The organism is Aliidiomarina shirensis (assembly GCF_003987345.1).
Classification (GTDB): Bacteria; Pseudomonadota; Gammaproteobacteria; order Enterobacterales; family Alteromonadaceae; genus Aliidiomarina; species Aliidiomarina shirensis.
Genome location: NZ_PIPP01000006.1, coordinates 142035 through 165048, shown reverse-complemented (window position 1 = coordinate 165048; position 23014 = coordinate 142035). Strand labels below are relative to the sequence as shown.

General features: G+C 46.5%; 26 protein-coding genes. 19 read left to right on the top strand and 7 right to left on the bottom strand.

The window, feature by feature from the left end; translation table 11 throughout:
• Positions 1–310 precede the first annotated feature (310 nt).
• The 6 genes from CWE13_RS11680 to CWE13_RS11655 all read left to right on the top strand — a co-directional run bounded on the left by CWE13_RS11680 (position 311) and on the right by CWE13_RS11655 (position 5270).
• Positions 311–1156 (top strand): flagellin N-terminal helical domain-containing protein, encoded by an 846-nt coding sequence (locus tag CWE13_RS11680; RefSeq protein WP_126808861.1) that lies wholly within the window; start codon positions 311–313, stop codon positions 1154–1156.
• A gap of 200 nt (positions 1157–1356) precedes the next feature.
• The gene (locus CWE13_RS11675) at positions 1357–2154 is read left to right on the top strand and encodes a flagellin N-terminal helical domain-containing protein (protein WP_126808860.1); all 798 of its coding nucleotides are present in this window, start codon (positions 1357–1359) and stop codon (positions 2152–2154) included.
• A gap of 197 nt (positions 2155–2351) precedes the next feature.
• Positions 2352–3206, top strand: a complete 855-nt coding sequence (locus CWE13_RS11670; protein WP_126808858.1) for a flagellin N-terminal helical domain-containing protein — start codon at positions 2352–2354, stop codon at positions 3204–3206.
• A 227-nt stretch (positions 3207–3433) separates the two neighbouring features.
• Positions 3434–4258, top strand: coding sequence for a flagellin N-terminal helical domain-containing protein (locus tag CWE13_RS11665; protein WP_126808856.1), 825 nt, complete (start codon positions 3434–3436; stop codon positions 4256–4258).
• 157 nt (positions 4259–4415) lie between these two features.
• Positions 4416–4811, top strand: coding sequence for a thiol-disulfide oxidoreductase DCC family protein (locus CWE13_RS11660; protein ID WP_126808854.1), 396 nt, complete (start codon positions 4416–4418; stop codon positions 4809–4811).
• Between the two features lie 111 nt (positions 4812–4922).
• Complete coding sequence (locus CWE13_RS11655; protein ID WP_126808852.1) at positions 4923–5270, top strand: flagellar protein FlaG; 348 nt, start codon at positions 4923–4925, stop codon at positions 5268–5270.
• Between the two features lie 114 nt (positions 5271–5384).
• Here the strand turns inward: CWE13_RS11655 and fliE are convergent, their stop codons facing one another.
• A complete protein-coding gene (fliE, locus tag CWE13_RS11650; protein ID WP_126808872.1) occupies positions 5385–5720 on the bottom strand; it encodes a flagellar hook-basal body complex protein FliE in 336 nt (111 codons plus the stop codon).
• Positions 5721–5990: 270 nt separating this feature from the next.
• Here fliE and fliF point away from each other — a divergent pair, with 270 nt between their 5' ends.
• From fliF to fliR, 13 genes are all read left to right on the top strand, one after another.
• A complete protein-coding gene (gene fliF, locus CWE13_RS11645) occupies positions 5991–7769 on the top strand; it encodes a flagellar basal-body MS-ring/collar protein FliF (protein WP_126808851.1) in 1779 nt (592 codons plus the stop codon).
• Positions 7756–8784 carry a flagellar motor switch protein FliG gene (gene fliG, locus CWE13_RS11640; protein ID WP_126808849.1) on the top strand — a complete coding sequence of 343 codons (1029 nt, stop codon included), beginning with the start codon at positions 7756–7758 and terminating at the stop codon, positions 8782–8784. Before fliF ends, fliG begins: the two co-directional genes overlap by 14 nt.
• The gene (locus tag CWE13_RS11635) at positions 8777–9523 is read left to right on the top strand and encodes a flagellar assembly protein FliH (RefSeq protein WP_126808847.1); all 747 of its coding nucleotides are present in this window, start codon (positions 8777–8779) and stop codon (positions 9521–9523) included. The genes fliG and CWE13_RS11635 overlap by 8 nt, the downstream gene beginning before the upstream one ends.
• On the top strand, positions 9520–10902 hold the full coding sequence (fliI, locus tag CWE13_RS11630; RefSeq protein WP_126808845.1) for a flagellar protein export ATPase FliI: 1383 nt from the start codon (positions 9520–9522) through the stop codon (positions 10900–10902). Before CWE13_RS11635 ends, fliI begins: the two co-directional genes overlap by 4 nt.
• Positions 10899–11372 (top strand): flagellar export protein FliJ, encoded by a 474-nt coding sequence (fliJ, locus tag CWE13_RS11625; RefSeq protein ID WP_126808843.1) that lies wholly within the window; start codon positions 10899–10901, stop codon positions 11370–11372. The genes fliI and fliJ overlap by 4 nt, the downstream gene beginning before the upstream one ends.
• 3 nt (positions 11373–11375) lie before the next feature.
• Positions 11376–12776, top strand: coding sequence for a flagellar hook-length control protein FliK (locus tag CWE13_RS11620; protein WP_126808841.1), 1401 nt, complete (start codon positions 11376–11378; stop codon positions 12774–12776).
• Positions 12777–12905: 129 nt separating this feature from the next.
• Complete coding sequence (fliL, locus tag CWE13_RS11615) at positions 12906–13400, top strand: flagellar basal body-associated protein FliL (RefSeq protein WP_126808840.1); 495 nt, start codon at positions 12906–12908, stop codon at positions 13398–13400.
• Positions 13401–13490: 90 nt separating this feature from the next.
• Positions 13491–14579 (top strand): flagellar motor switch protein FliM, encoded by a 1089-nt coding sequence (gene fliM / locus CWE13_RS11610; protein ID WP_126808838.1) that lies wholly within the window; start codon positions 13491–13493, stop codon positions 14577–14579.
• Entirely contained in the window at positions 14572–15024 is a 453-nt protein-coding gene (gene fliN / locus CWE13_RS11605; RefSeq protein ID WP_126808836.1) for a flagellar motor switch protein FliN, read from the top strand. The genes fliM and fliN overlap by 8 nt, the downstream gene beginning before the upstream one ends.
• Positions 15021–15458, top strand: coding sequence for a flagellar biosynthetic protein FliO (fliO, locus tag CWE13_RS11600; RefSeq protein WP_126808834.1), 438 nt, complete (start codon positions 15021–15023; stop codon positions 15456–15458). The genes fliN and fliO overlap by 4 nt, the downstream gene beginning before the upstream one ends.
• Positions 15455–16219, top strand: coding sequence for a flagellar type III secretion system pore protein FliP (fliP, locus tag CWE13_RS11595; RefSeq protein WP_126808825.1), 765 nt, complete (start codon positions 15455–15457; stop codon positions 16217–16219). The genes fliO and fliP overlap by 4 nt, the downstream gene beginning before the upstream one ends.
• A gap of 14 nt (positions 16220–16233) precedes the next feature.
• Positions 16234–16503 carry a flagellar biosynthesis protein FliQ gene (gene fliQ, locus CWE13_RS11590; protein ID WP_126808823.1) on the top strand — a complete coding sequence of 90 codons (270 nt, stop codon included), beginning with the start codon at positions 16234–16236 and terminating at the stop codon, positions 16501–16503.
• A 20-nt stretch (positions 16504–16523) separates the two neighbouring features.
• A complete protein-coding gene (fliR, locus tag CWE13_RS11585; RefSeq protein WP_126808821.1) occupies positions 16524–17315 on the top strand; it encodes a flagellar biosynthetic protein FliR in 792 nt (263 codons plus the stop codon).
• Between the two features lie 10 nt (positions 17316–17325).
• Here the strand turns inward: fliR and flgL are convergent, their stop codons facing one another.
• The 6 genes from flgL to flgG all read right to left on the bottom strand — a co-directional run bounded on the left by flgL (position 17326) and on the right by flgG (position 23004).
• Positions 17326–18282, bottom strand: coding sequence for a flagellar hook-associated protein FlgL (gene flgL, locus CWE13_RS11580; protein WP_126808820.1), 957 nt, complete (start codon positions 18280–18282; stop codon positions 17326–17328).
• Positions 18283–18371: 89 nt separating this feature from the next.
• Positions 18372–19979 carry a flagellar hook-associated protein FlgK gene (flgK, locus tag CWE13_RS11575; RefSeq protein ID WP_126808818.1) on the bottom strand — a complete coding sequence of 536 codons (1608 nt, stop codon included), beginning with the start codon at positions 19977–19979 and terminating at the stop codon, positions 18372–18374.
• Positions 19980–20040: 61 nt separating this feature from the next.
• The gene (locus CWE13_RS11570; protein WP_126808816.1) at positions 20041–20379 is read right to left on the bottom strand and encodes a rod-binding protein; all 339 of its coding nucleotides are present in this window, start codon (positions 20377–20379) and stop codon (positions 20041–20043) included.
• Positions 20379–21482, bottom strand: coding sequence for a flagellar basal body P-ring protein FlgI (locus tag CWE13_RS11565; RefSeq protein WP_198677956.1), 1104 nt, complete (start codon positions 21480–21482; stop codon positions 20379–20381). The genes CWE13_RS11570 and CWE13_RS11565 overlap by 1 nt, the downstream gene beginning before the upstream one ends.
• A gap of 11 nt (positions 21483–21493) precedes the next feature.
• On the bottom strand, positions 21494–22180 hold the full coding sequence (locus CWE13_RS11560) for a flagellar basal body L-ring protein FlgH (protein WP_126808813.1): 687 nt from the start codon (positions 22178–22180) through the stop codon (positions 21494–21496).
• 41 nt (positions 22181–22221) lie between these two features.
• Positions 22222–23004: a flagellar basal-body rod protein FlgG gene (gene flgG / locus CWE13_RS11555; RefSeq protein ID WP_126808811.1), complete on the bottom strand. Its 783-nt coding sequence runs from the start codon at positions 23002–23004 to the stop codon at positions 22222–22224.
• Between the last annotated feature and the right edge of the window lie 10 nt (positions 23005–23014).

The following is a 23014-nucleotide window of genomic DNA, read 5'->3' as shown; positions in this document are numbered from 1 at the left end:
TTAGCTAGTGATTCCCCTTACCGGGCTCACAGAGGACTCACACCTCCAAGTCATCCTGCCAGCACCACCTGCACAGGAACAGCGCCTGTCAAGGCGCTACGCGCCGTGCCCGGCGCACCACAAAAAACTCCGTTTGTTAGTGGATCGTGAAAGATTATCGGCCGAGACACGGAAAACTAAAACGATAATTCAGTGCTTTCAAGCGACAGTCAAAAATATTTAAAAAAATTCTAAAGAATATTTCGATAGGGTCGATAAATGGAGCATTCGCGCGAATCGATAGCGCTTTAATCGAAAGAGGAAATACCTTATGTCAGTTATTAACACCAATATGACATCGCTAATTGGTCAGCAAAACTTATCGAAGTCGCAATCTTCTCTGCAAACTTCGATGGAGCGCTTATCTTCTGGCTTACGCATCAACAGCGCAAAAGATGATGCCGCGGGTCAAGCGATTGCAAACAAAATGACAGCGGAAATTCGTGGTTTGACCCAAGCGCAACGGAATGCCAACGATGGTATTTCATTAGCACAAACCGCTGAAGGTGCGTTGAACCAAATCAACGACAACATTCAGCGTGTTCGCGAACTCACCGTGCAAGCACAGAATGGTACCAACTCAGCGGACGATATCGCTTCAATCCAAGCTGAAATTACTGAGCGTTTAAACGAGATAGAACGCGTTGTAGACGACTCATCTTTTAACGGCAATTTACTCTTCAACGATGGAACAAATACCTCAGATGGCCAAGCTGCTGTTGATTTCAACATTCAAGTAGGATCAAAAGACGGCCAGGTAATCACCATCGAGAACACCTTGTTAGACGCAAGTGGCTTTTCAATTGCTGGATTTAATGTCGATGCGGGTGCCGGTGCAGTTACCGCAGATCCATTAGATACATTAGACGACGCGCTTGCCGCAGTTGACGTTGCGCGTTCAGGTTTAGGTGCAATTCAAAACCGCTTAGAATCAGCCATCGATAACATCAGCACCACAACAACTAACCTTTCTGCAGCACGTTCACGTATCGAAGATGCAGATTATGCTGTTGAAGTATCGAACATGACCCGCGCGCAAATTTTACAGCAGGCAGGTACTTCTGTTTTGGCTCAGGCTAACCAAGTACCACAATCTGTATTATCACTATTGGGTTAATCGAAGCCTTTTTGTAGATATTGTGACGTTATATTTGGCCACCTACGGGTGGCCTTTTTTATGCGCATTTATTAACCGCCATTAAAAGTTAAACGTGTAGCTAAAGTTTATCGAGAATCTGCCGATTATTATCAATGACGGTATTAACTTGTCGATAATCGATAGCAATATCGATACTTATAAACTAGAGGGACATCACTATGTCAGTAATTAACACCAACATGACCTCGCTGATTGGCCAGCAGAACTTATCGAAGTCACAATCTTCTCTACAGACTTCGATGGAACGCCTATCATCTGGCTTGCGCATTAATAGCGCAAAAGATGATGCCGCTGGCCAAGCGATTGCGAACAAGATGACTGCGGAAATTCGCGGCCTAACGCAAGCTCAGCGCAATGCCAACGATGGTATTTCACTAGCACAAACCGCTGAAGGCGCGTTGAACCAAATCAACGACAACTTGCAGCGCATGCGTGAACTTACCGTACAAGCTGAAAACGGCACCAACTCAGCAGACGACATCGCTTCAATCCAAGCTGAAATTACTGCTCGCTCAGCTGAAATCGATCGTGTTATCGACGAATCTACCTTCAATGGCAACGCCTTGTTTGCAGATGCTGCGGCAACAACTTTTGATATTCAAGTTGGTTCTAAAGACGCTCAAACTATTGAAATCTCAATTGCTCAAGCTAGTGGCTTCAGCCCTGCTGATACAACGCTTGGAACAATGACTTTAGCGGATCTTGATGGTGCATTAAGCAATGTTGACGAAGCGCGTTCAGGTTTGGGTGCAATTCAAAACCGCCTAGAATCAGCGATTGATAACATCAGCACCACAACTACTAACCTTTCTGCAGCGCGTTCACGTATCGAAGATGCGGATTACGCAGTAGAAGTTTCAAACATGACTCGTGCACAGATCCTACAGCAAGCCGGTACTTCGGTACTAGCGCAAGCGAACCAGGTTCCACAGTCTGTATTGTCACTACTAGGTTAATTCCTATTTCGTTAGTGTTGAATTAGTAATCTACATATTACTAATTTCTATAAAAGCAGCCACCTTTCGAGGGGCTGCTTTTTTTATGCCTAGATGATTAAAGTTTAATCATCTTAAGCCGATAAATTCTTTGACAACTTTTAATTTTGTCGACTACCGACTTCACTGTCGATTTCTACTGGAAGAGGGACATTAACATGTCAGTTATTAATACAAATATGACCTCGCTGATTGGCCAACAGAATTTATCGAAATCGCAATCTTCATTGCAAACTTCGATGGAGCGTTTATCGTCTGGTTTGCGCATCAACAGCGCAAAAGATGATGCTGCTGGCCAAGCCATTGCGAACAAGATGACTGCGGAAATTCGCGGCCTAACGCAAGCTCAGCGTAATGCCAATGATGGTATTTCACTAGCGCAAACCGCTGAAGGCGCGTTGAATCAAATCAACGACAACATTCAGCGTGTGCGTGAGCTAACCGTACAGGCACAAAACGGTACCAATTCAATCGATGATATAGCGTCAATTCAGGCTGAAGTAGATGCCCGCCTGTCTGAAATTGGCCGAGTGATTGACGAGTCAACTTTTAACGGTATCTCCATCTTTGACAGCGCTGATGATTTTTCTATTCAAGTTGGCTCTAAAGATGGGCAAACCATTGATATTGCAGCAATCGTTACCACTAGCTTTGGTTCTGCCGCTGGCAGCCGATTGGAGAACTTTGACGTAGATTCAGCAGCTACAGTCGATTTATCTGCTGATGGCGGAAGCGCGACAGCTGGTGTTCTCGAAGTATTGGATTTTGCATTATCTAATGTTGATGAAGCGCGTTCAGGGTTAGGTGCTATTCAAAACCGCCTAGAATCAGCCATTGATAACATCAGTACCACAACTACTAACCTCTCTGCAGCGCGTTCACGTATCGAAGATGCGGACTACGCAGTAGAAGTTTCAAACATGACGCGTGCACAGATCCTACAGCAAGCCGGTACTTCGGTACTTGCGCAAGCGAACCAGGTTCCACAGTCTGTATTGTCACTATTAGGTTAATGCTCACTTTATGCACCTCTGCCGAGGTGCATAAAAGTGTTCTTATTAGGCCACCTTCGGGTGGCCTTTTTATTACCCAATGTATTTTTTCACACTAAGTGTTTTGCAATAAAAGTCACAATCAGCGCTAAAGTTTGCGGCATATCAGCCGATTATTCTCTATGACGGTATTAACTTGTCGATGATCGATAGCAATATCGATACTTATAAATTAGAGGGACATAACTATGTCAGTAATTAACACCAACATGACCTCGCTGATTGGCCAGCAGAACTTATCGAAGTCACAATCGTCTCTACAGACTTCGATGGAGCGTTTATCATCTGGTTTGCGCATTAATAGCGCAAAAGATGATGCCGCAGGTCAAGCTATCGCGAACAAAATGACTGCAGAAATCCGCGGCCTAACGCAAGCTCAGCGTAATGCCAACGATGGTATTTCACTAGCGCAAACCGCTGAAGGCGCGTTGAATCAAATCAACGACAACATTCAACGAGTTCGTGAGCTAACTGTGCAAGCACAGAACGGCACCAACTCGGCGGCGGATATTGAATCAATCCAAGACGAAGTAGATCAACGTCTAGCCGAAATTGACCGTGTTGTTGATGAATCAACATTCAACGGTAACGCGTTATTCGGTAACGGTACTACTTTCGATATCCAAGTAGGCTCTAAAGATGGCCAAACTATCACTGTAAGCATTGCCGACGCCGCAGACTTTTCAGCAGCCTCTACTAATGCTGGTGCTGGTGACTTAGCAGCGTTTGACGTAACTAGCGCTACTGGCTTAGCTGATCTTGATGCTGCGCTTGCGGCAGTTGACGTATCTCGTTCAGGTTTGGGTGCGATTCAAAACCGCCTAGAATCAGCGATTGATAACATCAGCACCACTACTACTAACCTTTCTGCAGCGCGCTCACGTATCGAAGATGCGGATTACGCAGTAGAAGTTTCAAACATGACACGTGCACAGATTTTGCAACAAGCTGGTACTTCTGTACTTGCACAAGCAAATCAGGTTCCACAGTCTGTATTGTCACTATTAGGTTAATATACTCTGGGTTAACCACTACCCTTACGTATGCTTTAAAGGCGCCCTCGGGCGCCTTTTTGTTACCCGGCATTGCAGTAAGCCTCATCTAAAACACCACCTATGCCGTACACTACGTAAATATCTTCCCACTAATTCTTAAATCAAAGGCCATATCATGAGCACAGAAAAATCGTTGACGATATTTTACGACGGCGGCTGCCCATTATGCGTGCGGGAAATGAAGCATTTAAAGCGTTTAGATCGTGATGAAAAGATAGTGTTTGAAAACATTCTGCACGATGATTTTACAACGCGATATCCAAATATATCGATTGAGAATGCTAACCAAATTTTGCATGGCATCAATCGCAGTGGTGAAATGATATATGGTCTTGATGTTACTCATGCAGCATGGAGCGCAGTAGGCCGTGGTTGGCTTACCGCGCCATTACGATGGCCTGTTATTGGTTGGTTTGCAGATAAAGCCTACCTATTTTTTGCACGGAATCGCAATCAAATCTCTAAGCTTTTCACCGGCAAATCACGTTGCGATCAATGCTCCATAGATTAATACTCAGCGATAGCTTTGCTTAAATAATCAACAGTTTGCTAAAGTTTATTTATGATCTACCGATAATAACTCTAATCGGCAAAAACCAGTGCAGCACAGGAGCACTATAAAATGACTACACCTATTAGCGAACTATCCGGCAACTGGCCTGCTGCATTTGCAGCCTCAGAAAAACAACGTTCCGATAAAGTTATGCAAAATTTGCCTGCGGAGAAAGGTGAAAATGCTGAAGCCAAACAAGTCAGCGCAGAAGATTTAGTGCCACCTCTACAACAAATAAATGAAGTTTTAAATCCTTATGGTGTGCAGTTTGAAATTTCTGAGGGTAAACCCGTTGTTGTGCAAATTATCGATACCAAATCGGGTGAAGTAATCAGGCAAATACCCTCTGAAGAGGTATTGCGCGCCGCTGAACAATTGGCGGATATTCGTGGCGTACTGGTTAATAGCGAAGCATAAATAGCAATACAACTTGCATCTAACCTAGGTTGCCAGAGAATTTAAATCAAAAACCCCAGGCTTTTTACCTGGGGTTTCCTTTTTCTAGCTTGCAATAGTATTTTTTAGTACTGCTTACACATTCATGTTCATAATTTCTTTGTAGGCGTTAACTAAACGATTTCGAACCTGTACACCCATTTCAAAGGCAATACCCGCTTTTTGCGCATCAACCATCACATCATTCAAAGAAACACTTGGATCACCAAGTTGAAATGCAGTTCTTTGGCTAGCCGAAGCCTGTTGCAGTTCGTTTATACGGTTTATTGATGATTGCAGCTCGTTTGCAAAACTACCCTTCTCTACGGCATTACCTGCTGCTATCGCCTTTGGGTTAGCGACCTGGCCAGTAGCTTGCGTTTGCACCGCTTGCATTTGTTGTAACGCTGATTGAATACCTGCAACACTCATTTTATTACCCTCACCTGCAATATTCGCAATCATACCGTGATGTTCGAACGTTTAGTTCTTACCGCCAAACCTATCTACGGTTCAATGATTCTTTTTTGATGGAGCACAGATTACCAATGAAAACTCAAAGTGAACGGTTTAAATAAAGCAAAAAAAGTGGTCTTTTTACTCCTTTGCTTTCCTTTCAAATAGCGATAATGCTATCCATGAAAATACCCTGACCCGTTGTTTGGGTAGTTGAAATTCTTAACTCGAATGCGCAAAGAGCCCATGGAATCTACGATAAACCAACAAACGTCTGCCGCTAGTGCAGCCACAACAAATCCAAGCACCAGTACTCAACTGGACAAAGTGCTTGGTTTACTACGTGGAAATTCGATTCTTCCAATATTGATCGGTGGAGCCGCATTTATAGCCGTCGTCGTTGCACTCATCATGTGGGCGACAACCCCAGAATATCGCGTGCTATACAGCAACTTAAGCGAATCGGATGGCGGTCAAATTGTAACCGAGCTTGAAGCTCAACGTATTCCTTATCAACTATCTGCGGGTGGTACCAGCATTCTCGTGCCGGGCGACCAAGTTCACCGCGTACGTTTGGGTATGGCGGAACAAGGTTTACCGCAAGGCGGTAATACTGGGTTTAGCTTGATGGATAATCAATCGTTCGGCATTAGCCAGTTTGCAGAGCAAGTTAACTTCCAGCGCGCATTAGAAGGCGAATTGGCAAGCTCAATGGAATCTCTCGGGCCCGTTAATCGGGCGAGAGTGCATCTTGCTATGGCAAAGCCTTCCGTTTTTGTTCGCGATCGCGAACCGGCTAAAGCTTCTGTAATTTTAAACTTGCATGCGGGCCGTACACTCGGTGAAGGGCAAGTAAATGCGATTGTCCACATGGTATCAAGTTCGGTGCCAGAGCTCACGGCTGAAAACGTTACCGTTGTCGATCAACAAGGTACGTTACTTTCTGCCAATGGCCAAAGTAACGATTTATCAGGAACAGAGCTAAGCTATACGGAAGAAGTAGAACGTACCTATCAACGCCGTATTGAAGAATTGCTAGCGCCGATTTTAGGTAGAGATAACTTAAACGCGCGAGTAACCGCACAAATTGATTTCTCTCGAATCGAAGAAACGTCAGAAACGTATAGCCCGAATCAAACGCCAGAAACGGCAGCAGTAAGAAGTATTCAAAGCAACCTATCATTACAAGGCGAAGGCGATTTCGTTGGCGGTGTTCCGGGTGCTTTATCGAATACACCGCCTGGTGTAGTTACTGCACCCATTGAGGCGCCTGAAGAGGGTGAAGAAACAACGGGTAACCAACCAAGCCAAAATAATCGCAATGTGCGCCAAGATAATATTGTTAACTACGAAGTAGACCGGAATATTGCCCATATTCAACATCAACGGGGTCGCCTAGAGCGTTTATCCGTAGCGGTTGTGGTGAATCACCGCAGCGCCGTCGACGAAGAGGGCAACCCAACTGCCGTTCCGTTGACCGAAAACGAACTTGCGCAAGTTGAACGTTTAGTTCAACAAGCCATGGGATTTAATGCGGCACGCGGTGATCAATTAGAAATCGTGAATAGCCGTTTTGTATCATCCGCGGACCCGCTCGCAATCGAACCTCGCGAATGGTGGCAAGAGCCAGATACCCAGCAACTTATTATTCAAGTTGGGCGTTATGTTTTAGCCGGCTTAGGTATATTGCTTTTCTATCTACTAATTTTGCGCCCCATGATTAATCGCCGTTTTGTGAAAAGCAAAGCAAGCGATGTTGTGGATAGTGCCGAAGAATCTGAAGCACCAAGCGCTAAACCAAGTAGCCGGATACGTGCGGTTGTTGGCGACGATGAAGAAGATGATGCTTTGCCAACGAGCGGCGAAGACGCCGACGCGATGACATTCAATTGGCCGAAGAAAAAGAACATGACAGCGTACGACGACGCCGTTCGAAAAACACAAGAAATAGCCCGACAAAAACCGCGTCAAGTTGCACGCATCGTGCAAAATTGGCTAACGGAGGACGAGCATGTCCGCGACTGATACTTTAACCGAAGTAAGTAACTTCGAAAACATGACAGGATTGCGCAAAAGCTCAATTCTACTGCTCTCGCTCGACGAAGATACCGCCGTGGATGTGTTTAAACATTTCACACCGCAGCAAATTCAGCGTATCAGCAAAGAAATGGCACGCTTACAAAACGTTTCGAGAAATGAAATCAAATGGGTTTTGGAGCAGTTCCACGAAGATCTATCCAATGCGCCACCGGTTGACGAATACGACGGTTATATTCGTTCCGTACTAACAAAGGCGTTGGGTAGCGAGCGCGCATCTACGTTAATTGAAGATGTGCTCGATCAAAAAGCTGGTAACTACGGTATTGATGCGCTGAACCTAATGGATGTTCCAGAGGTAGCGGAACTGATTCGTGATGAACACCCGCAGATTATTGCAACTATTCTTATACACCTGGATCGCCAACAGGCAGCCGGTGTTCTTGAATTGTTTGATGAACGCTTGCGCAACGATGTGGTTTTACGAGTTGCCACTTTTACCGGTGTTCAACCGGCAGCATTACAAGAACTTACCGAAGTGCTCGGCGGTATGCTGGATGGTCAGAATCTGAAACGCAGCAAAATGGGCGGCGTAAGAACAGCTGCAGAAATACTCAACTTAATGAGTGCAGGCCAAGAAGATACAGCACTGGAGAATATCCGTGCCTACAACGACGAATTGGCAACAAAAATTATCGACGAAATGTTCCTATTCGAAAACCTTATCGATTTGGACGATCGCAGCATTCAAGTGCTCCTCAAGCAAATCGATACCAATGTATTGGTTATTGCGCTTAAGGGTGCTGAAAATGAATTGGTTGATAAATTCTTACGCAATATGTCGCAACGTGCTGCCCAGTTAGTTCGCGAAGAAATGGAAACCCGCGGCCCGATTCGCCTATCGCAAGTGGAAACCGAGCAAAAAGCTATTTTGGCCATTACACGCCGCTTAGCCGATGCGGGCGAAATTATGCTGAGTAGCGGAGACGATACCTATGTTTAAGCCCTTTTCACCTGAAAATCTGAAAACTGAAGCTTCTGATTTTGCAGAAACGAAAGTAGTTTCGGGTGAAAAATGGCATCGTTGGGACTTAGATGAGCTGCGTAATGCTCGAAAAAACACGCTTCCGATTAATGAAGAGCAGAAACAAGGCTTTATCCGTGATGCTGAATTGAACGCTTTGCGGGAGAAGGCGCGCCAAGAAGCTTGGGAGCAAGGGCATAAAGAAGGCAGTGATAGCGGTTACCAAGCGGGCTATGAACAGGGTCTTAAAACCGCGAAAAGCGAAGTAGAAGCAGAAAAGCAGGCAACGATCGACGAAGCTGTTGTACCGGTTCGCGAACTCGCACAAGCCTTTAGCGCTGCGTTGAACGATATTGATAAAAATATTGCAGATGAATTAGTAGAGCTCGCACTGGCTGTTGGTACTCAACTAGCACGCGATAGTTTAAACGAGAATCCTGAAACCGTTTTAAAAATTGTGCGCGAACTTATGCATTCCGAGCCTACATTTACTAATAAACCACGGTTATTTGTGAATCCTGAGGATTTTACGCTTATTGAAGAGCATCTTCATGATGAGCTACAAGCTGCTGGTTGGAAGCTGGTATCGGACGAGCGCTTAACGCGCGGTGGGTGCCGTTTAGTAAGCCAGAACGGTGAACGTGATGCCACTTGGGAAGCGCGCTGGGAACAAGTAAGAGCTCAGATTCGACAACGCGATGAGGGTAAAGACGCGTGAAAAACACCTACGAAAGCACTTTTGGTAATGACTGGGGCCACGTTTTGAACAAAGTTCAAAATCGTGTTGCCAGCTTGCCTAGCTTTCGCACTAGCGGCCGAGTTATTCGCGCCACGGGGATGGTTCTCGAAGTCGTGGGCTTAGAACTACCTCTAGGCAGTGCTTGTAGAATTGAAATTGTTGTTGAAGGTGGCCACGAATTTATTGAAGCCGAAGTGGTTGGATTTTCAGGCGAACGTTCATTCTTGATGCCTTTAGTGGAAATCCGTGGCTTAACGCCTGGAGCTCGTGTCTTTCCTCTGCAAGAACACGGACCTTTTGAGGGCCGACGTTTCCCAATTGGTACCAGTTTGCTGGGCCGAGTTGTTGATGGTAACGGTAAGCCGCTCGACGGTAAGGGTCCATTGCGAGAAGCAAAATTCGCACCATTAGCCACGCCCAATATAAACCCAATGAATAGAGCTCCGATTGACCAGCCAATTGATGTAGGAATTCGAGCTATTAACTCACTGCTTACGGTTGGCCGCGGCCAACGAATGGGTTTGTTTGCAGGTTCCGGTGTAGGTAAATCAGTGTTGCTTGGAATGATGGCGCGTTATACCGCAGCTGATATTATCGTGGTTGGATTAATTGGCGAGCGTGGCCGTGAGGTACAGGATTTTATTGAAAATATTCTAGGTGAAGAAGGGTTAAAACGCGCCATTGTTGTCGCCGCACCGGCCGATACTTCGCCGCTCCAACGCTTACAAGGTGCTTCTTATGCCACGCGGCTCGCAGAAGATTATCGAGATCAGGGTTTGAATGTATTACTCATTATGGACTCCCTTACGCGGTTTGCCATGGCGCAGCGCGAAATTGCTCTGGCGATTGGCGAACCACCAGCAACAAAGGGCTATCCGCCGTCGGTTTTTGCCAAATTACCCGCACTGGTAGAACGTGCAGGTAACGGATGTAAAGGGGGCGGCTCAATTACCGCATTTTACACCGTGCTCACAGAAGGTGATGATCAGCAAGATCCAATTGCAGATTCAGCGCGCGCTATTCTTGATGGCCATATCGTACTTTCCCGTGCACTTTCGGAATCGGGCCATTATCCGGCAATTGATGTTGAAGCCTCGATTAGTCGTGTTATGCCTGCAGTTGTACCTGACACACAAATGAAACAAGCACAGCATTTTAAAAAGCTATTTTCAGTGTATCAGCGAAACCGCGATTTAATTAGCGTTGGCGCCTATAGCCCAGGGCACGATCCGGTTCTCGATCAAGCTGTACAGATGTATCCAAAATTAGAATCATTTTTACAGCAACCACATAATCAAGGGGCCGATTCTTCTGCCTCTACGAGCGCATTAACTAATCTGTTTGGAGGTTCGCAATGAGCGGTTCCACAGCACTTGATACGCTAACTGATTTAGCCAAAGAAGCACGCGATAAAGCCGGGCAACTACTCGCCACGGAACGTACCAACGAACAGCAAATCCTAGCGCATCAGGAAATGCTAGTGAATTATCGCGAAGAGTATGCAGTGCAACTTCAACAACTGATGCTCGACGGCGTGGACCCGGTAACACTGTATAACTATCGTCAATTTCTAATGTCGTTAGATGAATCAATTAAGAAAGCGAGCCAAGCCTTACACCAACAAAATAATTTGGTGGACAAAAGTAAGCAAAATTGGCAACAGCAGCAACGAAAACTAACGTCGTTTACAACACTAAATGATCGACGCCTTGCTGCAGCCCGCAAAACGGCGGATCGGAAAGAACAATTGCAAACGGATGAGTTTGCCAATAATCAGCATATTCGCGGTGGGCATTTAAAGCTCATCTCTGATGCTGATAAGGAGTAACCGATGTTAAATATGATGTTGCTGAACCCTTCACAACCAGGAACGAACAGCCCGCAAAATGCGTCCGCTGCTGCCACCACTTCGGCAACAACCCCGGGAGATTTTGCTGCGCGATTACAAAACCTTGTAGATGTTCAACAGGGAGCAAAAAAGGCTACCGGCGACAAACATACGCCGCAGGAAATATTACTCTCTGATTTGATACCCTCGGAGCTAAAGCCGGGTGTTGAGCTAGTGCCAGGCGATCAAGTGCAACCGTTACCGATTGAGCTTCCAGCTGAAGCTCCGTTAATGGCGGCGAGCACGCAAGGTACACAGCCGTTAGCGACACAACAAAATAACCTCTCAGAAGATATGCTGGCGCGCATAGAGCAAGCGCAAGCACTGGCGAAGCAACTTAACCAAGGCCATTCTGCACCGACGGCTGCGGTTCAAGATGTGAACTCGTTATTTAATGCGCAAAACACAGTGAGCCCAACCACCCTGCCAAGTTCGCAAACACAGCAACTCGCCTCAATGCAGCCTAGTGCGGCTATGCAACAGGTGATGTCAGAGCAAAACAGCAAAAATATGCAACCAAGCGCCATGGCGCAAACGCTCAAAGCTGGAAATAATCAACTTGCCACGGTGAATTCGCAAACGTTAACGGCGAGCCAAACTGCCGCGTTGCAAATGGCTATGCAGCTTAGTGGTCAAGAACGAGCCAGTTTGCCCGCTGGCGCTTTCTCTGAGGGTAATACTTTTTTGGCAGACGCCAAGTTACCGCCAACACCGCAACAGCCAATGCCCACTTGGCAACCGTTAGCAACGCCGGTTCCCATCAAACAAGCCATGCCAACTGCTGAATCAGCGCTGCAAGGTATGAATAGCTTAACGAACGTAAGTACATCCGCCAACGGTGAACAAGCCAATTTGGCGGCAATGCAGGCAGCGAGTACGAATGTGGCAAGTAGTAACGCGAGCCCTACGAGTACGCTTACCGCACCTTTGGCATCAAATGCCTGGCAGCAACAATTAAGCCAACAAGTAGTAAACATGAATTTTCGTCAAGACAATCAGGTAGCGCTGCGCTTGCACCCGGCAGAGTTAGGACCATTGATGATTAACCTGAGAATGGACGACCAAGCCGCAAGTTTGCAGTTCAGTGCAACGAACGCAAATGTGCGCGCTGCAGTAGAAACAGCCATTCCGCAATTGCGCGAAATCCTGGCTGAGAACGGCATAGAGCTTAGCGAATCATCGGTAAACGATGGGCAAGCCGAACAACAAAATCAGGAACAGAGTTCAGGTTCTTCCGAAGTGGCCGATAATAGTTTAAGCACACCAACCCAAAGCACTGAAGAAAGCTCGGAACGGGAGCTAGACATTCAGGTTGGGAATGGGCAAATTGACCTGTACGCCTGATATTGATCAGGTATTTTCTTACCTTTTCAGGTTAAACTGAGAAGATAAGAGGGTGAAACTTCGCTTTTTTACGGTTCACTTAAATTAAGTACAGGCATAATTCAGAATAAGCTAAAACAGGGTAAATACATGGCTAAGCCACAACCGAAAAATAAAGATAGTAACAATACGATTATCCTCGCCTTAGTTGGCTTGGTTGCGATAATGATTGCGGTTACCGCGGTGAACACTTGGTTATTGCTTGATACCAGAACTACTGCGCAATCTGCGTTAGCAGCCAGTAATCCAGCGGCCGAGCGTATTCGTGAGCCGGTATTCGTAAAGATTGAACCTTTTACTGTGAATTTGCGCAGTGATCAATTTGGTCCTCGCCTTCTCTACACGGGGATGACCCTTGAAGTGCAAGATGGCGATACTCGGCAAACCTTGTTAGACAACATGCCGCAAGTACGGAGCCGATTGTTAGTCATGCTTTCTGGGCTCGATGCCGAAAATATTAGTACCACCGAAGGAAAAACAGAACTTGCGGAGCGTATTAAGGTTCGTTTATCAGAATCTTATGCCAATTCCACCGCAGAAATCGAAATTTTTGAGGTGTTATTTACTGAGTTTATTGTTCAGTAACACCCGTTAACAGAATACGAGCTCCCCAGTATTTGGCAAATAATCCGATATTGGCAGCATTTGCAGTTAGAAAACTATAGATGAGCGTTTATGGCTGGTGATAAGCCCCTTTCACAGCATGATATCGATGAATTATTGGGTTCGGTATCTAAACCATCGAAACCTGCAGATGATGTAAAAACATCATCTCGGCAGGAGCGTTTCGGTGGCGTAAAAGAACGGAATACCGGTGAGCGACCATTTGATCCGGGCACTCAGCATCGGGTTGTGCGCGAGCGCTTGCACACCCTTGAAATCATAAACGAGCGATTTGCTCGGCAGTTCCGCATGAACTTGTTTAATTTGTTGCGCCGTAACGCCGATATTTCAGTTGAATCCGTTCGTTATCAGCGCTTTCAAGATTTTTCCGATAAGCTACCTACCCCAATAAATTTAAACATCATTGCCATGAAGCCGCTGCGCGGAACCGCGCTAGTTGTATTCCCGCAGAACATGGTTTCTATGATTGTTGAAAACTTATTTGGTGGTGATGGTCGATTTATCACGAAAAATGAAGCGCGCGAATTTACAGGCACCGAACAACGTATTATTAATCGTGTTCTAAATCTGGCGATGGATGCTTATCAAGAGGCTTGGCGTGCTGTTTTCCAACTTAAAATTAGCTATATCCGTTCCGAGATGCAGCCAAAATTTGCCAGTATCACAAGCTCTCCGAGTGAGATCGTAGTCACCACAACCTTTCATCTGGAAGTAGGTAACTTGGATTCAAGCTTTCAGATTTGTATGCCCTACTCGATGATCGAACCACTGCGCGATCGCCTTACCAATTTGCGCGCCGATGCATCAAGTGCAACCGATAAAGCATGGCGTGAGCGTATCACCCAAGAGCTACAATCTTCTGATGTTGAGCTCACCACAAACTTCTTGGATATCCCAGTGCGTTTACCGCAAGTAATGGCACTTAAAGTAGGTGATGTATTGCCGGTTTCGCTGCCGAAAACAGTAACGGCTACGGTTAGCGGTTTACCTGTGCTGGAATGCGAGTACGGTTCATTAAACAAACACCGTGCACTGCGAGTTATTAAAATTTTAGAGAACCATGCGGTGACAAGCCCAAGCAAAGCAGAACATGTTTCTGTGTATGGGCCGGAAACCTCTGAGGATTATGACGATGACTGATGATAAAAAGCCGAATAAGGATGCTGAAGAGCAACCTAAAAAGGCCACACAAGGTAGCTCAGAAAGCGGAAATCAAGATCCGTGGGCAGATGTACTCGAAGAAGAGCAAGCTGCTGGGAATCCGCAATCGGCCGGAGATCGGGTATTTAAACCGCTCGAAAGTACCAATCGTGGGGCTAGCGCCAGCGATTTAGATATCATCATGGATATTCCGGTAAAGCTCAGTGTTGAACTTGGCCGCACGCGAATCACCATTAAGCAGCTATTAGAACTGGCGCAAGGCTCAGTTGTTGAACTCGATGGCTTAGCGGGTGAACCTATGGATATTCTCATCAATGGTTACCTCATTGCCCAGGGCGAAGTGGTGGTTCTTGATGATAAGTACGGTATTCGAATCACTGAAATAGTAACGCCAGCAGAACGTGTACAGAAACTGAATCGATGATCACAAACACTACGAATGCGGCGAGTACTCCGGCGGGCACCGATGTGGTGTCAAGCCTTACTCTGCTTGGTAAAGTGTCCGCTTCGTTAATTTTAGTTATTGTTATTATTTTGGTATGTGCTTGGATTTTTCGCCGCATGGGCAGTAGCTGGTTGCCAAGCACAACCAATAAAATTCAGGTTATCACCAGTGCAAGCCTAGGTGGAAAAGAACGTATTGTGGTAGTAGATGTAGAAGGGAAACGCTTGGTACTAGGCGTAGCCCCAGGAAGTGTGAATCGGCTTAGTGAAGTAGCTATCCCCGAAATCACTGCGATCGAGAAAGAACCCTCGGCAACAGAAAATGGCCATGTGAACCCGATTCTTAGCCCGTTTGCGAATCTCTTAAAAGCAAAGCAAAAGGCGAGTAGCGATCACAAAGGTAGCAAGAAATGACGTATTCCCACAAAGCATGGTTCGGTGTTGGTATTTTAATTTTGAGCGCAATTGCGCTTTTTTTGCCTACTGAAGTACTCGCACAAGAACTGCCAACAATAACCAGCACCACCGGTGAAGATGGCACTCAACGCTGGTCCGTGCCGTTACAAACACTATTACTCCTCAGTAGCATGGCGTTTTTACCCGCCGGCCTGCTAATGATGACGAGCTTCGCCCGAATTATTATCGTACTTGGCCTCCTACGTACCGCCATGGGTACGCAATCAGCGCCACCTAACCAAGTGTTACTGGGCATCGCTCTATTTCTTACATTTTTCATTATGTCGCCGGTACTTGCACAGATATATGAAACGGCGTGGGTTCCGCTCAGTGAAGATGCCATTGGCTTTCAAGAATTCCTGCCCCTCGCTGCAGAACCGCTGCGTGAATTCATGCTCGCGCAAACACGCCAAGGCGATCTAGAACTCTTCGTGCGTCTTGCCGATATCGGACCAATTCAAGGACCGGAAGAGTTGCCAATGCATGTATTGATTCCATCGTTTGTTACTAGTGAATTAAAAACGGCATTCCAAATCGGCTTCACGATATTTATTCCATTTCTGATTATCGATTTGGTTGTGGCTAGTGTATTGATGGCGCTCGGTATGATGATGGTGCCACCCGCTACTATCTCTCTGCCGTTCAAGCTCATGCTGTTTGTATTGGTTGATGGTTGGCAACTGATTATTGGTTCACTTGCTGCAAGCTTCTACTTTTAGCTAGGGGGTAACCGATGAATCCAGAACAAGTTATGACCATCGCTTATCAAGGCATGCGCGTAGCGCTTTATCTCGCAGGCCCCTTGTTGCTTACTGCATTGCTTATCGGCTTAATCGTAAGCTTGTTCCAAGCCGCTACGCAAATCAACGAAATGACCCTTTCCTTCATCCCGAAAATTCTTGGGGTAGTGATCATGCTCGTAGTCATTGGGCCTTTTTTACTTCAATTAATTATTGATTACACCACTGAGCTATTCACCAGTATTCCTACCATGGTGCAATAGCGTAGTGTTCCGGTTGCACCATGATTGAAGTAACCTTTCTGCAGCTACAGGGTTGGATAGTAGCCTTTATCTGGCCTCTGTTTCGCATCACCAGCTTTATGGTGTCTGCTCCCGTATTTGGTCATTCACGCATTCCTGTTCAACTACGAATAGCTTTTGGCGCAGCATTAGCCATTGTTATGGCGCCAGTTATTCCAGCCATGCCCGATGTACCCATATACTCATGGGCCGGGTTTGGTATTATTGTAGAGCAGGTTTTAATTGGCGTTGCCATGGGCTTAGTAATGCAAATAGCGTTTGCAGTAGTCATGGCGGCAGGTGAGTTTATTGGTTTGCAGATGGGGTTAGCGTTCGCCACCTTCTTTTCGCCCGATAGCGGTGCAAACACCATGATCTTATCGCGGCTACTACATGCGTTTACGATTCTGCTGTACTTGGCGTTGAATGGGCATTTAATAATGCTAGAAGTTATCGCATTTTCCTTTGAGCAGTTGCCCATAGGTACCGCAGGTTTAAACTTGAATGCGTTTGAAGCCTTTGCGCGTTTTGGTGGGGTTATTTTCTCATCGGGGATATTGCTGGCGCTACCGGTATTTGGGGCGTTACTGATTATCAACCTTACACTCGGTATTCTTAATCGCTCTGCACCTCAGCTCACTGTATTTTCGATTGGTTTCCCACTATCGCTTACTATGGGTTTGTTCTTAATTATGATACTCACAACGCAGCTCGGCACTTTCGTGCAAGCCCTATTTACTCACGCGTTGGAGTTTATTGCGCAAATGCTCGAAGCACTTGCGCCTATTCAATAAAAGCCAGAATCTAGCGGAGATAGTTAAACAGGCTTAAACCTTTGATGTCCACAAACGCTTTTTGCGCGGCCTGTAATCCAACCATTCGTAAACTATAATCAGAAGCAGCTTGTACATAATCTAAGTCGACTAAATCCGATAATTGCTGTTCATAGCCTAATGTGCGATTGCCAGCCACCAAATCGAGGGTATCTAACTCATTTAACCGAGCACCCAATGAAGCCCGCTTCGTTAGCGTATTATCCTGCGCATTATCGAATTCGCGCATTACATTACTAAAGACATCTTTTCGATCCGCATCCGATAACGTGCCTTCGTCTGCGCGTAAAGCGGCTATTGCGTTTTCAAAGCTAGCGAATAAATTCGTATTTGCTGGGGTACCATCAACGGCTGGACGCGCGTTGCTCAGCGCAGTTAAGAAGATATCGTTGCCGGTGTGCCCAACTTCCATCAACCGATCGCCATCAACCCGCTCTTGACGCATTTCAGTGCTACCTTCAAACTGCACCGTGCCATCGGCAGCACGCGTAAATGGCGCTTCGCCATCGCGGTAACCACCAAATACATAACGGCCGGTGCCATCGGTAGTGTTCGCTAAGCCAACGAGCGCTTCGTATACACCTTCCATTTCACTAGATACCGAGATACGGTCAGTTTCACTCAGCGTACCGTTTGATGCTTGCACCATGAGTGTTTTTGCACGGGTTAACATATCGCCAACGCTATTCAACACACTTTCCTGCTGCGAAAGGCTATTTCGCGCACTTACTCGCGCATCAGTATATTGTTGGGTTACCGCGATCGATTGGCCTACACCCACGGCGCGCGCAGCTGCTTGCGGATCATCTGATGGGTTGACAACACGGCGACCGGTAGACATTTGCTGGCCTACTTTCATAAATTCCGCTTGCTGACGATTCATCGATGAAACGTTCTGATCAAAAATGGTAACCGTACTAATACGCATATTACTTTTCCCTAGAATCTTTGCCGAAAATCTTCGCCAAAGCTAACGCTGTTCACTTACTACAATATATCGGCTGTTATCAGCAAAAATTAACGGGCGATCGACAATATTGTCTCTAAAACTGTCATTCCAGCCTCGATCACTTTCGCATTCGCTTGGTAATATTGTTGATAACGCACTAAGTTCGCCGCTTCTTCATCTAGGTTCACACCCGACTCAGATTGCTGTAATGCCTGCAACTGTTCAGTTAAGCCCTGCTGAGCGGCAAGATTGGCATTTACCACCGCATTCCGGTTACCGGAATCACTCACTATTGCGCCATAGGCTTGGCTGAAGTTGGCGTTGCCACCAACCACGCGACTACTTTGTAAATCTTGCAGAGCAAGTGCGTTGCGGTTGTCGCCAGAATCAGCCGAGGTAGCGGCAGCAATGTTCGAGATATCATTAATTTGCACGTTGAAATCACGTGCTGCGCGCTGCACCGGGTTTACACGAAATCTATCGCCAACTTCCGGTGTGCCATTCACATTAATCTGTAATCCAGCAAAATTTAAATTACCATCGCCATCAGGCGCTACATTCATGCGGTTGCCAGTATCACGTTGCGTAGCTTGCCAATCTGTACCATTAAACGTTAAATCCCAAGAGCTTGCCGATAGTTCACTCAGATCGGCAATTGAAACATCGAGAACCGCATCACCGTTATTTTTCGTGTTTGTATAGCTCGAAGGAGCACCAATACTGAAAAATTCACCGCCGGCATCTCCATTCAGATCAACACCTGCTTGATGTTGCTCGTTAAACGATTGCGCCATGGTTACGGCGAGTTGGCCGAGTTGGCCTTGTATTCTATCTAGGCTCTCGCGGCGAAAGCTCATCAAACCGCCTAATGCTCCACCTTTGAATTGGTCTTCTCTAAATTCCAGAAGGTTGCCAGAAGAATCCCGGTAGCCAACAACTGTCCGCTCCGGATCTGACGAAGAGGCCATAGCTTCAAGCGAAAACGAAGTATCCCCAGTAACGAGTGGTTGGCCGTTACCGATAGATACGTTATATGCACCGCCATCTTGAACGTTCACGCGAATATCAATTTTCTTACTTAATTCAGCAACATATTGGTCACGCTGGTTAAGAAGCGCATTCGGGGTTTGCCCAGTAGCCGCAGCCGAAGAGGCGATTTCTTTGTTCAACATCGCGATTTGCCCAGCGACATCGTTAATTTGCGAAACCTCTAGTTGTACAGCACCGTTTACCGTGCGTTGTAAATCATGCAGGTAGTTATCAAATGAACGAAACTGGGCTGCCATACTATTGGCATTACCAAGCACGCCTTCGCGGGCAGCTGGTTCTGCAGGGGCGCCGGCTAAATCACCAAGAGAACCAAAGAATTTTTGCATCAGCGGCGCTAAGCCGGCCTCAGGATCAGCCAAGAGATTATCAATTTGGCTGGCTTGGGTTTTATACGATTGCAACGAAGAAAGATTGCCATTCGCATTGTTTAAGCGCTCAGCAATAAAACTATTGAACTGGCGATTCACGCCATTTACTTGCACGCCGCCACTGTTTTTCGCTTCACCAAGCAAAACAACTTCCCGATTATACCCAGGTGTATACACATTCGAGATATTGTTACTGGTGGCATATAGCGCTGTTTGCGCTGCGTTCAAACCGGTAATGCCGGTGTTTAAAATACTCATCAGACCTACCTTTTAACTGTGCTGAAGATTATCGGCAGCGGAGGCGAATTCTTAAGGTTATTTAGGGCTTTTGTGCCGGATTTTGAGCAGGGCCTTGCTGGAGTTGCTGCACTAATTGATCCGCTAGGCCAATTCCGCGTGTAGCAAGATGGCGCGTGAGCTGTTGATCATACATGCTTTGCATCTGTTGCGTTTGTGGCGAATCAAACAACTCTGATTTCCCTGTAGCCTCGCGCATACTCTGCATCACCATATTTAAAAAAACGGCTTCAAATTCTTCAGCAGCTTGGCGTAAACCGGCTTCTCCGTCTACGCGGTTATTGGCTTTTATCTGATTCAAACTTTGTACATCAAGTGCCATTCGTGCCTGCGTGGCTTGGGTACCAAACGTATCATTCATTAGATTATCTCCAGTTCAGCACGTAACGAACCTGAGGCTTTCAATGCCTCTAGAATAGCCATCAAATCAGCTGGGCTTGCGCCAAGTGAATTCAAGGCGTTCACCACTTCCATTAGATCCACACCTTCAACCATATTTAAGGTGCCTGCTTCTTGGGTAATTTGAATATCAGTATCCGTGGTTACTACCGTTTCGCCCTGTGAAAAAGGTGCTGGTTGGCTTACCTGCTGACGGGTATCAATCGATACCGAAAGGTTTCCATGAGCAACCGCAGCTTGGCTCAAACGCACATTTCCGTTCATTACTACTGAACCTGTGCGTGAATTAAGCACTACCCGAGCACGGCCGATCGCTGGGTCGACATCAATATTTTCTACGCGTGCCATGAACCGAACGCGTTCATTCGCATCTTGCGGGCCAAATAAGCGAATCACTCGACCATTTACCGCCTCAGCCACGAAATTACCGAATTCATCGTTGATTCGTGAAACCACGCGTTCCGCGGTGCTGAAATCAGCTTGCTTCAAATGCAGTTCAAGCTCACCCTGGTTGCTGCCCAGAGCCAATGCTACTTCGCGCTCGACAATCGCACCGCGAGAAATACGTCCTGCCGCTTGATGGTTGATAGTTTCGCGGCTGCCGCCACTCTCAGCACTAACACCACCGATTAAAAGGTTACCTTGGGCAATAGCGTAAATTTCGCCATCCGCACCGCGCAATGGGGTCATAAGTAAAGTGCCGCCACGTAAGCTACGCGCGTTACCCACCGAGGATACCGTTATATCTAGCCGCTGGCCTTGCATTGAGAACGGCGGTAAATCTGCAGTTACCATTACGGCAGCTACGTTTCGTAGTTGCATATTCGTGCCTGCAGGAATCGTAACCCCGAGTTGTGAAAGCATGTTGGTTAAGCTTTGGCCCGTAAATGGTGCTTGCGTAGTTTGATCGCCCGTGCCATCAAGCCCCACAACCAAGCCGTAACCCACGAGCACGTTATCGCGAACACCAGCAAACTCAGCTAAATCTTTTAAACGCTCAGCTTGCGCCGGTGAACTGGCGATTAATGCGGCACCGAGAATAATGATGCTTAAGAATTTTTTCATGTTGATCACCATTACAGTGGGCTCGCCCAGTTAAAGAATCGTTGTAACCAGCCCATACGTTGCGCTGTATGAATATAACCATCACCGATGTATTCAATACGCGCTTCGGCAACCTGGCTTGAAAGCACAGTGCTTTGGCCAGTTACAGAACGAGGGTTCACGATTCCAGAGAAACGAATATATTCCGCGCCACTGTTGATGGCGATTTGCTTTTCACCGCGAACGCGTAAATTCCCATTCATCATCACTTCCAAAACCTGTACGGTAATGGTGCCTTGAAAGGTATTATTCGCGCTGGCCGAACCTTGCCCAGTAAAATCGCTCGCCGAGCTGACATCGAGGCCTAGATCAGCAAGTGAATCTAAGAAATCAGGCAGCTGCTCTATATCAATACCTACATTGCTTGCACGTGAAGCGGCGGTTTGGTTGCTTTTTGATGCACTTACTTGTTCTTCAACAAGAATAGTTAAAATATCCCCAACCATGCGTGGTCGGCGATCTTCAAACAGTGGTGCGTAACCTCGCTGTGCTTGAAAAATCGAGCCATTCGCTTGTACGGCACCACGCTCAGGCATAATAATTGGCTCTGGCTGGGTTACCACAATTGGTTTCGGTGGGGCTGAACACGCAACTAACCCAAATGCGGCAACGGCTACACAAATGGCTTTAGCAGCTGATTGTTGGGTTAATTTAAACATCAAAAACTCCTGAAACTTAAGCATGTGCGAAAACGCTACGCTTATAATTGCGTTAAGCGCGAAAGCATTTCGTCGCTCGTCCGCAATGCCCGGCTGTTAATTTCGTATGCGCGTTGGGTTTGAATCATATTCACCATCTCTTCAACCACATTCACGTTCGAAGTTTCAACATAACCTTGGAATAATCGTCCAGTTCCGTTGTCACCAGGGCTATATTCATTGCGTGGGCCCGATGAAGCAGTTTCCCGATACAAATTACCGCCCACAGATTCAAGGCCGGTATCATTCATAAAGGTCGCTAGGGTTACTTGGCCAACTTCGGTGGGTTGGGGGTTACCCGGCTGTGTTACCGATACAATGCCATCTTCACCAATAGTGACACTTAACGCGTTGGCTGGGACAAAGATACCTGGCTCCAACGGGTAGCCACTTGCAGTAACCATTTGCCCGTTTTCGTTTAGTTGGAAACTACCATCACGTGTAAAAGCCACTTCGCCATCGGGCATCAATACCTGAAAAAAGCCTTTACCATTAATCGCTAGATTTCGTGAGTTTTCAGTAGCTACTAAACCACCTTGCGTGTGCAAACGTTCCGTTGCTACCGCACGTACACCGGTACCCACTTGTAAGCCCGAAGGTAAGCGATCTTGCGCATTGTTCATTGCACCGGGTTGACGCATGTTTTGATAAAGTAAATCTTCAAAAACTGCTCGCGATTGTTTGAAACCAGTGGTGTTCACGTTCGCCAAGTTATTGGTGATAACGTCCATCTGAAACTGCTGCGCTTCCAGGCCTGTTTTTCCGGTCCAAAGTGATTTAATCATGTTTTATCTC